Origin of the sequence: Ottowia sp. (assembly GCF_046348305.1) — a bacterium.
Lineage (GTDB): Bacteria > Pseudomonadota > Gammaproteobacteria > Burkholderiales > Burkholderiaceae_C > Ottowia.
Map to the genome: position 1 here is coordinate 211,767 of NZ_JAXMEM010000009.1, position 11,868 is coordinate 223,634.

Consider the following 11,868-nt stretch of genomic DNA (forward strand, 5'->3'; position numbering starts at 1 on the left):
TCAGGAAATCGTCAGTGATCGGGGGACTGCACGCTGTCGGGCAGCGGCACCGGTTGGGTGGACGGGGGCAGCGCCAGCGGCTGCGATGAATCACGCGTGGGCGGCGGCGCGACCACGCCCATGGAGATGATGTATTTCAGCGCCTCATCCACGCTCATGCGCAGTTCAACCACGTCGGCGCGCGGCACGATCAGGAAAAAACCCGAGGTCGGGTTGGGCGTGGTGGGCACGTAGATGCTCAGAAAGTCATCGCCCAGGTGCGCAGCCACCTCGCCGCCGGGCTTGCCCGTCAAAAACGCGATGGTCCAGGCGCCCCGGCGCGGATACTGCACCAGCAAGGCCTTGGAAAACGCATGGCCCGAGCCGGAAAACAGCGTGTCCGACACCTGCTTGACGCTGGAATAGATGCTGCGCACCACCGGGATGCGCGTCATCAGCCGGTCCCACTGGCGCAGCGACCACTGGCCGAACATGTTGGCCACGAACAGGCCGGTGCCGACGATGACGATGGCCACCAGGATCACCCCCAGCCCGGGAATGTGGCGCAACTGGTTGGCCAGGGGTTGCAACGGCGGAACCATGGTTTCGAAGGCACCCAGCACGCCCTGAAACACGCCGTCCAGAATGCCCACCAGCCACAGCAGCACCCACACCGTGACGCCCATGGGCAACCACACCAGCAGGCCGGTGATGAAGTATTGCCGCAGGCGGATCATCATGGGTGCTGCCTCGAAACCGGGATCAGGCCGAGGACGACCCACCGCCCGCAGCGGGCGCGGGCGCCGCTGCCGGGGCCGGTGAAGGTGCGGGAGCAGCCGTCGGCGCGGGCGCCGCCGATGCCGCCGCGTCGGGCGAAGCAGCCGCGTCGGGTTTCTTGTCGCCGTCGCTGGCCGGCGCGCTGCCCTCGTTGCGGAAGTCCGTCACGTACCAGCCCGATCCCTTGAGCTGAAAGCTGGCGGCCGTGACCTGCTTGGCAAAGCGCGGCTGGCCGCAGGACGGGCAAACCGTCAGCGGAGCATCGGACATTTTTTGCAGCACATCCTTGGCAAAGCCACAGGCGGCGCACTTGTACGCGTAAATGGGCATGACGACACGACTTTCAGTCGGACGAAAAACCCTCAATTATAGGCGGACCCCCTCGTGCCTACCGCCGTTGGGCGCATGCACAGCCTATGACGCGCTGGCCACGTAATGGGGCGCATGCCCCTTGTGGTCGGGCAGCCACTGCGGCGCCAGCGAGCCGAGCACCATGCCCACCAGCGCCGCCAGCACGCCGGCCAGTTGCTGCGGAAAGGCCTCGCGCAGCATCGGACTGGCGACGAACAGCAGCCAAACGCCGATGCCCAGCGCCATGGCCAGCAGCGCGCCCTGGGTGGTGGCGCGCTTCCAGTACACGCCGAAGGCCAGCGGCACGAAGGCGCCGACCAGGGGCAGCTGGTAAGCGCCCGAGACCAGCTCGTAGATGGACGAGCCTTCCATGGTGATCGAGTAGATCAGCACGCAGACGGTGAACACCAGCACGCTGATGCGCATGGCCTTGAGGGTCTGGGCGTCGCTCATGCCGGGGCGCAGGTTGCGCAGGATGTTCTCGACAAAGGTGGTCGAGGGCGCCAGCATGGTGGCCGAGGCGGTGGACATGATGGCCGACAGCAGCGCGCCGAAGAAGGCCACCTGCAGCGCCACCGGCATGTGCTCCATCACCAGGGTGGGCAGCACCTTCTGCGGGTCGTCGGCCAACAGGCCGGAGGTAGAGGGCATGACGATCAGTGCGGCGATGACCACGAACATCGGCACGAAGGCAAAGCCGATGTACAGCAGCCCGCCGGCCACCGGGCCACGCCGCGCCGTCTGGGCGTTGTTGGACGACATCACGCGCTGGAACACGTCCTGCTGCGGGATGGAGCCCAGCATCATGGTGATGGCGGCGGCAAAAAAGAAGGTCCACTCCTTGGCGCCGCCGGTGGGAAAGAAGTTGAACTTGCCCTCGCGCGCCGCGTAGTCGACCACCTTGCCGGCGCCGCCGGCCAGTTCGGCCGCGTACCACGCGATCAGCACCAGGCCGACGGTGATGACGATCATCTGCACGAAGTCGGTCAGCGCCACCGACCACATGCCGCCGTACAGCGTGTAGACCAGCACGATCGCGGTGCCGATCGTCATGCCCCAGGCCAGCGAGATGGCGCCGCCGCTCAGCAGGTTGAACACCAGGCCCAGCGCCGTCACCTGCGCGCCCACCCAGCCCAGGTAGCTGAAGATGATGATGGCCGAGCACAGCACCTCGACCGTGCGGCCAAAGCGCCGGCGGTAGTAGTCGCCGATGGTGATGATGTTCATCGCGTACAGCTTGCGCGCGAAGAACAGGCCCACCAGCACCAGGCACAGGCCGGCGCCGAACGGGTCTTCCACCGTGCCGTGCAGGCCCTCGGCGACGAACTTGGCCGGCGCGCCCAGCACCGTCTCGGCGCCAAACCAGGTGGCAAAGGTGGTGGCGATGATCACCGGCAACGGCAGCGTGCGCCCGGCCACCGCGTAGTCGGCCGTGTTGTGCACCCGCCGCGCGGCAAACAGGCCGATGGCGATGGACGCCAGCAGATACAGGACGATGAAGCTCACCAGCATGGCTTGTCTCCGGGCCAAGGAACAGGTATCAACGTGGACGCGCGATTGTCGCTGTTTTTTACAACTATATTTTTGATAGCTGCCTGCGCTTGTCCAGCGGGCGCTGCAGCCAATTTTTTCTTAAAAAACCAGTACCCGCACCAGGATTTGCATGACGATCAGCCCCAGCACGAAGCCGATGGCGCCATACAGCAGCGACTGCAGCAGACGGTTGGTGCGCCGCTGCTCGGCCAGCAGCTGGCGCAGCTCGGCGTCGGGGGCCTTGCCGGTGTGCTCGCGCAGGTATTCGTGCAGCAGGCGCGGCAGGTCGGGCAGCATGCGCGCGTAGTACGGCGCCTGCTCGCGCATCTCGCGCCACAGGCGCTTGGGGCCCACCTGCTCGAGCATCCACTTCTCCAGGAACGGCTTGGCCGTGCTCCACAGGTCCAGCTCGGGGTCCAGCTCGCGGCCCAGGCCCTCGATGTTCAGCAGCGTCTTTTGCAGCAGCACCAGCTGCGGCTGGATTTCGACATGAAAGCGCCGCGAGGTCTGGAACAGCCGCATCAGCACCATGCCCAGCGAGATGTCCTTGAGCGGCCGGTCGAAGTAGGGCTCGCACACGCTGCGGATGGCCGATTCGAGCTCGTCGATGCGCGTGTCCCGGGGCACCCAGCCGCTTTCCACGTGCAGCTCGGCCACGCGCTTGTAGTCGCGCCGGAAAAACGCGGTGAAGTTCTGCGCCAGGTATTCCTTGTCGTACTCGGTGAGCGTGCCGACGATGCCGAAGTCCAGCGAGATGTAGCGCCCGAACGTGGCCGGCTCCACGCTGACCATGATGTTGCCGGGGTGCATGTCGGCGTGGAAGAAGCCGTCGCGAAACACCTGGGTGAAGAAGATGGTCACGCCGTCGCGCGCCAGTTGCGGGATGTCCACGCCGGCCTCGCGCAGGCGATCGACCTGGCCGATGGGGATGCCGCTCATGCGCTCCATCACGATCACGTCGGAGCGGCACAGGTCCCAGATCATCTCGGGGATCAGCACCAGGTCCAGCCCCGCCATGTTGCGGCGCAGTTGCGCGGCGCTGGCGGCCTCGCGCACCAGGTCCAGCTCGTCGTGCAGATATTTGTCGAACTCGCCCACCACCTCGCGCGGCTTCAGGCGCTTGCCGTCGGCCGACAGGCGCTCGATCCAGCCGGCCATCATGCGGATCAGCTGCAAATCCTGCTCGATGACCTTGAGCATGCCCGGGCGCAGCACTTTCACGGCCACCTCGCGCTCGCGCCCGGTCTTGTCCACCAGGGTGGCAAAGTGCACCTGCGCGATCGAGGCGCTGGCCACCGGCTCGCGCTCGAAGCGGGTGAACAACTCATCCACCGGCTTGCGAAACGCGCGCTCGATGGTGGCCATGGCGACCTCGGCCGGAAACGGCGGCACGCGGTCCTGCAGCAAGGCCAGTTCGTCGGCGATGTCCACCGGCAGCAGGTCGCGCCGGGTGGACAGCACCTGGCCGAACTTGACGAAGATGGGGCCCAGTTGCTCCAGCGCCTCGCGCAGGCGCTGGCCGCGCGGGGCCGACAGGTCGCGCCCGATGGACGCCATGCGCGCCACCAGGCGCAGGCCGGGGTGCTGAAAGCTGGTCAGCACCAGCTCGTCCAGCCCATGGCGCAGGGCCACCCAGACGATGGTGACGGCGCGCGTGACGCGCATCACGAATGCGCCGCTTTGCCAACGCCGGGCAGCCGCGCCGCCAGTTGGCGCAAAGCCTGCGCCATGGCGCGGCCGACGCCCGCCAGGCTGTGCGCGGGCGCGTCGCCGATCAGGCGCGAGAGGTCCTCCTCGGCGTCCCAGCGCACATGGTCGATCAGCCAGCTCACCTCGGCGGCAAATTGCACGTCGCCCTCGATGCGCACGCCCGGCTTGTCGCCGCGCAGCGCGTCCTTGAGCAAACCCAGGGGCGTCGTGTCGGTCACGGTCAGCAGCAAATCGGGCTCGGCCGCCGGCACGCGCTCGCACAGGCCGGCGGGCGTGGCCGCCAGCTGCATCCAGAAGCGACCCCACTGGAGCTTGACCACCCGCCCCTGTTGGCGCATCAGCCGCGCCTGGGCCTCGGGCTCCTGCATCAGCACGTGATTGAGAAACAGCACCAGACGGTGCTGCGTTTCATCGACCAGCCAGTCGGGCGCCTTCAAGCCGGCGCCCAGCTTGGCCAAGCCCTCGGCAAAGCCGGAAAAGGGAGGCTGCATGTTCATGGGCTCGATTATTGATGACAAATGACCCCGTCGCGCCGGCACGAGGGCCGCGCGGGCCATGAAAAAGGGCCCCGGATCGGGGCCCCTGGGTTGGGGTTGGACAGGGCCGCGCGACGGGCGCGCGGCGCCCGGTCATTGCAGGGCCTGCACCCCCGCCACCAGCCAGCCGCCGCGGCCGCTCGTGGGCTTGGTCATGTTCCACACTTCGCGGAACGGGTTGGGGCCGGCCGATGCGTCCTCGCGGATCATGCCGCTGAACTCGACGCTGGCCATGTAGACGTCGCCCTGCTCCTCGATGCCCAGCAACTGCGCTTCGAGCATGTTGACCTCGGTGACGTTGAGCTGGCCGGGGGCCGTGCGCTCGCGCTCGGCCAGCTGGCTCTGGATTTCGGCCAGCATCTCGTCGGTCATCATGGCACGCAGCGTGGGGATGTCCGAGCTGTCCCAGGCGCGTTGCAACGACATGAAGTTGCGCTTGGCGGCCTCGGTGAAGCCCGCCACGTCGAAGTCGGATGGAATGCCCCAGGTCTGCGCGCCCTTCAGGGCCGAGCCGATCATGGAGCCGCCGCCCGCCGGCGCCCCGCCGTCAAAGGCCGCCGCTTGCGACTCCCAGGGGCGCGCCGAGGCGTCGTTGCCGATCTTGGTCGGGTTGTACTGGGGCGGCGTGACGGGGTTGGCCGCGCCGGCGCCCTGGTACGCCATGGGCGCCGCGCCGCCCTGGCGCCCGCGGCGCAACATGCCCACGACCGCCAGCGCCGCCAGCACCAGCAGGCCGATCAGCAGGATGTTGCCGAACGCGGCGCCCAGGCCCAGCGAGTGCGCCAGCCAGGCCAGGCCCAGACCGGCCGCCAGACCGCCGAGCATGCCCGTCCAGGGCTTGCGTGCGGTCGCTGCCCCGGCGGCGCCCGCCGTGTTGGCGGCGTTGGTGGCTTGGCTGGGCGCTGCCGGCGGCGTGGCTTGGCGCTGGGTGACGTTGCCGGACTGGCGGCCGAAGGAGCCGCCGCCGCCCAGGCGCTTGGCTTCGGCTTCGAAGCTGAAAGCGCCCACCAGGAACACGGCCAGCAGCACCGTCATCAGGCGCGAGAGGATTCGATTGAATTTCATCCGAGGTGATCTCCCAAGGTCAGATGGATGGAAAACGGGGCCATTTTGCCCGAACGCACAAAAAATGAACAGAGGTCAAGCACACTTGATGCCGACGTGAAGCGCCACCACGCCGCCGCTCAGGTTGTGAAAATCGACGTGGCCGAAACCATTGACCTTCATCAGGGCCTTTAGTTCCGCCTGGCCGGGGTGCATGCGGATCGACTCGGCCAGATAGCGGTAACTGTCGGCATCGCCCGCCACCAGGCGCCCCAGGCGCGGCAGCACGCTGAAGGAGTACAGGTCGTAGGCCTTGCGCAGCGGCTTGGCCACCTGCGAGAACTCCAGCACCAGCAGCTTGCCGCCCACCTTGAGCACGCGCGCCATCTCGCGCAACGCGGCGTCCTTGTGCGTCATGTTGCGCAGGCCGAAGGCCACGCTCACCAGGTCGAAGCGGCCATCGGCAAAGGGCAGGTGCTCGGCGTCGCACACGGTGGTGGGCAGGATCACGCCGGCGTCCAGCAGGCGGTCGCGCCCGGTGCGCAGCATGGCCTCGTTGATGTCGGTGTGCACCACCTCGCCGCTGGCGCCCACCTTTTTGGCAAAGGCCAGCGCCAGATCGCCCGTGCCGCCGGCAATGTCCAGCACGCGCTGGCCCGGCTGCGGGTTGGCCACCATGATGGTGTAGCGCTTCCACAACCGGTGCAGGCCACCCGACATCAGGTCGTTCATCAGGTCATAGCGCGAGGCCACCGAGTCGAACACGCCGCGCACGCGCCGCGCCTTGTCCTGCTCATCCACCGTCTCGTATCCAAAATGCGTGCTGGTCATGACAACCCGTTCGATATGTCGATCGTCGATCGAAGGCGCTACGATGCGTCTCGCCCCAAAGTGCGGTCGGCCCGTTCGCGTCCGCGAAACGCCGGTGCCGACCAACGTTCAACTGTAGCGCAGCCGCTGCGCCGCCCCGGCCCGCCCTCGACCCGCCATGAAACCCAGCGCCCGCAAAGCCGACAAGGAACTCCCGCTGACCCTGGACATTCGCCTGCTCGGGCGCATCCTGGGCGACGTGATTCGCGAGCAGGAGGGCGCCAGCGCCTACGACACGGTCGAGCAGGTGCGCCAGCTGTCGGTGGCGTATCGCCGCGACGCCGACCCGCGCGCCGACCGGGCGCTGAAGAAGCTGCTGACCTCGCTCAGCGGCGACCAGACGGTGAGCGTGATCCGCGCCTTCACCTACTTCAGCCACCTGGCCAACCTGGCCGAGGACCGCCACCACATCCGCCGCCGCGCCGTGCACGAGCGCGCCGGCAGCAGCCAGGACGGCAGCATCGAAGTGGCCTTCACCCGCCTGCGCCGCGCCGGGCTGAGCGACGAGCGCATCGTGCAGACCCTGGCCAGTGCCTACGTGGCCCCTGTACTCACCGCCCACCCCACCGAAGTGCAGCGCAAGAGCATCCTGGACGCCGAGCGCGAGATCGCCCAGTTGCTGGCCCAGCGCGACGACATCCAGGCGCGCGCCCCGCTGCATGGCGGCGCCCGGGACACGCTGAGCGCACGCGAGCTGGCCGCCAACGAGGCGCAATTGCGCGCCCGCGTGGCGCAGCTGTGGCAGACGCGGCTGCTGCGCTTTTCCAAACTCAGCGTGGCCGACGAGATCGAAAACGCGCTGTCCTACTACGAATCCACCTTCCTGCGCGAGATCCCGCGCCTGTATGCCGAGCTGGAGCAGGCGCTGGGCGGCGGCCGGCACGTGGCCCCGTTCCTGCGCATGGGCCAGTGGATCGGCGGCGACCGCGACGGCAACCCCAACGTCGGCGCCGACACGCTGGCGCTGGCCCTGCGCCGCCAGGCCGAGGTGGCCTTGCGCCACTACCTGACCGAAGTGCACCACCTGGGGCGCGAGCTGTCCTTGTCGGCCAAGCTGGTGCAGGTCTCGCCTGCCATGGAGCAACTGGCGGCGCGCTCGCCCGACACCAGCGAGCACCGCAGCGACGAGCCCTATCGCCGCGCGCTCACCGGCATCTACGCGCGACTGGCCGCCACGCTCAAGGACTTGAGCGGCGGCGAGGCGGCGCGCCACGCCGTGGCGCCGCAAAACGCCTACGCCAGTGCCGCCGAATTTTTGGCCGATTTGCAGGTGATCGACGCCTCGCTGCAATCGCACCGCGCCGGCGTGCTGGCCGCGGAGCGCCTGCACCCGCTGATGCGCGCGGTGGAGGTATTCGGCTTTCACCTGGCCACGGTGGATTTGCGCCAAAGCTCCGACCAGCACGAGCGCGTGGTGGCCGAGCTGCTGGCGGTGGCACGCATCCACCCCGACTATGCGGCCCTGCCCGAATCCGAGCGCCGCGCCCTGCTGCTGGGCCTGCTGCAGGATGCGCGGCCGCTGCGCGTGATGGGCGCGGCGTATTCGGAGCACACGCAAGGCGAGATCGCCATCTTCGAGACCGCGCTGCGCATGCGCCAGCGCTACGGCCCGGATGCCATCCGCCACTGCATCATCAGCCACACCGAGACGGTGAGCGATCTGCTGGAAGTGCTGCTGCTGCAAAAAGAAACAGGCCTGATGCAAGGCACATTGGACGAACATGAGGCCCCCACGCTCGGCACTGTCGTGTCCTCGCTGCCCCCCGAGGGGGCGCAGGCGCGCTTGGGGCGGCCCGGCGCTGCGCCTGGCGCCATGGCCGACCTGATCGTGGTGCCGCTGTTCGAAACGATCGAAGACTTGCGCAACGCCGCGCCCATCATGCGCGAGTACTACGAGCTGCCCGGCATCACCGCGCTGCTGCAACGCAGCGGCGGCGAGCAGGACATCATGCTGGGCTACAGCGACAGCAACAAGGACGGCGGCATCTTCACCAGCAACTGGGAGCTGTACCGCGCCGAAATCGCGCTGGTGCAGCTCTTCGACGAGATGAACGCGGGCCGCACCGTCGGGCCGCCCCAAGGTGCGGCAGCCCCCTTGGGGCTGAGGGCTGCGACTCCAGCCCTGCCAGTGCAGGGCTGGACAGCCCGAAGAGGAGCCGACTCTGGCGGCTCCGCGGCCTGCAAGGCCAGCGAACCACGCGCAGCGGGGAGCGTGGGGGCGCCGATTCGCCTGCGCATGTTCCACGGCCGCGGCGGCACCGTGGGGCGCGGCGGCGGGCCCAGCTACCAGGCCATCCTGGCGCAACCACCGGGCACCGTGCGCGGACAGATCCGCCTGACTGAGCAGGGCGAGGTCATCGCCAGCAAATACGCCAACCCCGAGATCGGCCGGCGCAACCTGGAGACGCTGGTGGCCGCCACGCTGGAGGCCACGCTGCTGCAGCCGACCCAGCCGGCCAGCCCGGCCTTCCTCGACGCCGCCGAGCAGCTCTCGCGCGCCAGCATGGCCGCGTATCGCGCGCTGGTGTACGAGACGCCGGGCTTTGCCGACTACTTCTTCAACGCCACGCCGATCCGCGAGATCGCGCAGCTCAACCTCGGCTCACGCCCCGCATCGCGCAAGGCCAGCCAGAAGATCGAGGACTTGCGCGCCATCCCCTGGGGCTTCAGCTGGGGCCAGTGCCGCCTCACGCTGCCGGGCTGGTACGGCTTTGGCTCGGCGGTGCAGGCGTTCATCGACGCCCCCGGCAAAGACCCCGAACGGCAACGGGCGCTGCTGCGCAAGATGCTGCGGCAATGGCCATTTTTCAGCACCCTGCTGTCCAACATGGACATGGTGCTGGCCAAGAGCGACCTGGCGCTGGCCTCGCGCTACAGCGAGCTGGTGCCCGACGCACGCCTGCGCAAGAAGGTGTTCGCCGCCATCCAGGCCGAATGGCACCGCACCGTCGCCGCCCTTGCGCAGATCACCGGCGAGAAAAACCGCCTGGCCGGCAACCCGGCGCTGGCGCGCTCCATTCGCCACCGCTTTCCCTACATCGACCCGCTGCACCACCTGCAGGTGGAGCTGCTGCGCCGCTGGCGCGCGGCGCCCGGTGACGAGAGGGTGCAAACGGGCATTCACATCTGCATCAACGGCATCGCGGCGGGCTTGCGCAATACAGGCTAACCCCCAATCTCCACACGCTTCGCGTTGTTGCGCTTCCCCCCTTTCAGGGGGCACCGCCAGCAACCGGGCCAAGCCCGGCTGCGGCGGTCACTGGCCTGGCTTGCTCCGCAGCCGTCCGATCCGTGGGGCTCGAACCGCAGTCGGCCGCAATCGCCTTGTTCGAAGACGACTCAGCGCTGCTTCTTGGCATGGAACACCATCGGCGCGGCCGGCGCCTTGCCCAGCGTGGGCATGGGCGTGTCGCGATCGCGGCCGGCGGCCGCCAGGCGGGCCTCGTAGTCGCGCCACAGTTGATCCTGCTCGGCACCCAGATGGCGCAGGTATTCCCAGGTGAAGATGCCGCTTTCGTGCCCGTCGGAAAAGCGCGGCTGCACGGCGTAATTGCCCACCGCGTTCATCGCGGTGATCTGCACCTCGCGCTTGCCGGTTTGCAGCACCTCCTGGCCGGGGCCGTGGCCGGCCACCTCGGCCGAGGGCGAATACACGCGCATCAGCTCGAAGGGCACGCGATAGCGCGTGCCGTCGGCCCACACCAGCTCCAGCACGCGCGACTTGGCGTGGATGGTGATGGCCTCGGGCGGCGGCGCGCTGGCGGATTTCTGGGCGACGGGGGAAGGGTTTGAATTGGCCATCGGTCGTGAGTTTGCAGCGGGGCGTTGCGGACTATTGTGCCGCGCTGCCCGGGCGCGGCAGGGTAGCGCCGCGCAATGGCCCTGCCGGGGCTTCTGCTAATCTTTCGGGCCCATTGCCGCCCCAGCCGCCACCGTGAACTCCCCTGCCCTGCAACGCGCCGTCTTCCTGCTCTTGCTGACGGGGGTCACCGTGGCCTTTTGCTGGGTCATCTCGCCGTTTTTCGGCGCGGTGTTCTGGGCCATGGTGCTGGCGTTGATGTTCATGCCCTTGCAGCGGCGCCTGTGCATCCGGCTGCGCGGGCACGACACGCTGGCGGCCATCGGCACGCTGCTGATCTGCCTGCTGATCGTGGTCGTGCCCCTGATCTTCATCATTGGCGCCATGGTCAACGAAGCAGCCGCTTTCAGCCAGCGCGTGCGCAGCGGCGGGCTGGACTTGCGCGCGTATTTTCAGCAGGTGGTCGATGCGCTGCCGAGCTGGGTGCACAGCCTGATGGGGCGCTTTGGCGTGGTCAGCCTGCAGGACGTGATGGACAAGGTCTCGGCGGCACTGGTGCAGGGCGGCCAGGCGCTCACGACACGAGCGCTGGCGATCGGACAGAACACGCTGCTGCTCATGGTCAACCTGGGGATCACGCTGTATCTGCTGTTCTTCTTTCTGCGCGACGGGCGCGATCTGGCGCGCATGATCCGCGGCGCCGTGCCCATGGAGCCGGCGCACACCAACTACCTGCTGCACAAGTTCGCCACCGTGGTGCGCGCCACCGTCAAGGGCACGGTGGTGGTGGCGCTGGTGCAGGGCTGCCTGGGCGGCATCGCGTTCGCGGTGCTGGGCGTTGGCGGCGCGGTGCTGTGGGGCGTGACGATGGCGGTGCTGTCGCTGGTGCCGGCGGTGGGCTCGGCGCTGGTGTGGGCGCCCGTGGCCATTTACCTGATGGCCACCGGCTCGGTGATGTCGGGCGTCGGTCTGGTGGCGTGGGGCGCGGGCGTGATGGGCATGGTGGACAACCTGCTGCGCCCCATCCTGGTGGGCAAGGAAACCAAGCTGCCCGACTTTCTGGTGCTGCTGTCCACCATTGGCGGCATCTCGATCTTCGGGCTCAACGGCTTTGTCATCGGGCCGGCCATCGCAGCGCTGTTCGTGGCCAGTTGGGCGCTGTTCAGCGTGACCGGGGACGAAGCACCGGCCGCGCTGGCGGCAAGCGCGCCGGCGCCGGCGCCGCCCCCCCAAACGCCCGAGCCCTGATCACGGGCGGCTCCGGGGTTC

At 68.4% G+C, this 11,868-nt stretch carries 10 protein-coding genes; 2 read left to right on the forward strand and 8 right to left on the reverse strand.

What is annotated here, in order from left to right:
- Positions 1-11 precede the first annotated feature (11 nt).
- The 7 genes from U1F38_RS12785 to ubiE all read right to left on the reverse strand — a co-directional run bounded on the left by U1F38_RS12785 (position 12) and on the right by ubiE (position 6,761).
- A complete protein-coding gene (locus U1F38_RS12785) occupies positions 12-716 on the reverse strand; it encodes a DUF502 domain-containing protein (RefSeq protein ID WP_409987479.1) in 705 nt (234 codons plus the stop codon).
- 25 nt (positions 717-741) lie between these two features.
- On the reverse strand, positions 742-1,086 hold the full coding sequence (locus tag U1F38_RS12790) for an FmdB family zinc ribbon protein (protein WP_409987451.1): 345 nt from the start codon (positions 1,084-1,086) through the stop codon (positions 742-744).
- Positions 1,087-1,170: 84 nt separating this feature from the next.
- A complete protein-coding gene (locus U1F38_RS12795) occupies positions 1,171-2,619 on the reverse strand; it encodes a sodium:solute symporter family protein (protein ID WP_409987452.1) in 1,449 nt (482 codons plus the stop codon).
- Positions 2,620-2,739: 120 nt separating this feature from the next.
- A complete protein-coding gene (ubiB, locus tag U1F38_RS12800) occupies positions 2,740-4,305 on the reverse strand; it encodes a ubiquinone biosynthesis regulatory protein kinase UbiB (protein WP_409987480.1) in 1,566 nt (521 codons plus the stop codon).
- The gene (locus U1F38_RS12805) at positions 4,305-4,847 is read right to left on the reverse strand and encodes a hypothetical protein (RefSeq protein WP_409987453.1); all 543 of its coding nucleotides are present in this window, start codon (positions 4,845-4,847) and stop codon (positions 4,305-4,307) included. Before U1F38_RS12805 ends, ubiB begins: the two co-directional genes overlap by 1 nt.
- 132 nt (positions 4,848-4,979) lie before the next feature.
- Entirely contained in the window at positions 4,980-5,951 is a 972-nt protein-coding gene (locus tag U1F38_RS12810; RefSeq protein WP_409987454.1) for a Tim44 domain-containing protein, read from the reverse strand.
- 75 nt (positions 5,952-6,026) lie between these two features.
- Positions 6,027-6,761, reverse strand: a complete 735-nt coding sequence (gene ubiE / locus U1F38_RS12815) for a bifunctional demethylmenaquinone methyltransferase/2-methoxy-6-polyprenyl-1,4-benzoquinol methylase UbiE (protein WP_409987455.1) — start codon at positions 6,759-6,761, stop codon at positions 6,027-6,029.
- 157 nt (positions 6,762-6,918) lie between these two features.
- Between ubiE and U1F38_RS12820 the strand changes: the two genes are divergently transcribed.
- Positions 6,919-9,969 carry a phosphoenolpyruvate carboxylase gene (locus U1F38_RS12820; RefSeq protein WP_409987456.1) on the forward strand — a complete coding sequence of 1,017 codons (3,051 nt, stop codon included), beginning with the start codon at positions 6,919-6,921 and terminating at the stop codon, positions 9,967-9,969.
- Between the two features lie 170 nt (positions 9,970-10,139).
- Here U1F38_RS12820 and U1F38_RS12825 read toward each other — a convergent pair whose 3' ends face one another.
- Positions 10,140-10,601 carry a gamma-butyrobetaine hydroxylase-like domain-containing protein gene (locus tag U1F38_RS12825; RefSeq protein ID WP_409987457.1) on the reverse strand — a complete coding sequence of 154 codons (462 nt, stop codon included), beginning with the start codon at positions 10,599-10,601 and terminating at the stop codon, positions 10,140-10,142.
- 133 nt (positions 10,602-10,734) lie between these two features.
- Here U1F38_RS12825 and U1F38_RS12830 point away from each other — a divergent pair, with 133 nt between their 5' ends.
- The gene (locus U1F38_RS12830; protein ID WP_409987458.1) at positions 10,735-11,847 is read left to right on the forward strand and encodes an AI-2E family transporter; all 1,113 of its coding nucleotides are present in this window, start codon (positions 10,735-10,737) and stop codon (positions 11,845-11,847) included.
- The last annotated feature ends 21 nt before the right edge of the window (positions 11,848-11,868 follow it).

Bases quoted from the DNA above. Each gene is read 5' to 3' on its own strand.
- U1F38_RS12785 (WP_409987479.1), bottom strand. From the start codon at position 716: ATGATCCGCCTGCGGCAATACTTCATCACCGGCCTGCTGGTGTGGTTG.
- U1F38_RS12790 (WP_409987451.1), bottom strand. From the start codon at position 1,086: ATGCCCATTTACGCGTACAAGTGCGCCGCCTGTGGCTTTGCCAAGGAT.
- U1F38_RS12795 (WP_409987452.1), bottom strand. From the start codon at position 2,619: ATGCTGGTGAGCTTCATCGTCCTGTATCTGCTGGCGTCCATCGCCATC.
- ubiB (WP_409987480.1), bottom strand. From the start codon at position 4,305: ATGCGCGTCACGCGCGCCGTCACCATCGTCTGGGTGGCCCTGCGCCAT.
- U1F38_RS12805 (WP_409987453.1), bottom strand. From the start codon at position 4,847: ATGAACATGCAGCCTCCCTTTTCCGGCTTTGCCGAGGGCTTGGCCAAG.
- U1F38_RS12810 (WP_409987454.1), bottom strand. From the start codon at position 5,951: ATGAAATTCAATCGAATCCTCTCGCGCCTGATGACGGTGCTGCTGGCC.
- ubiE (WP_409987455.1), bottom strand. From the start codon at position 6,761: ATGACCAGCACGCATTTTGGATACGAGACGGTGGATGAGCAGGACAAG.
- U1F38_RS12820 (WP_409987456.1), top strand. From the start codon at position 6,919: ATGAAACCCAGCGCCCGCAAAGCCGACAAGGAACTCCCGCTGACCCTG.
- U1F38_RS12825 (WP_409987457.1), bottom strand. From the start codon at position 10,601: ATGGCCAATTCAAACCCTTCCCCCGTCGCCCAGAAATCCGCCAGCGCG.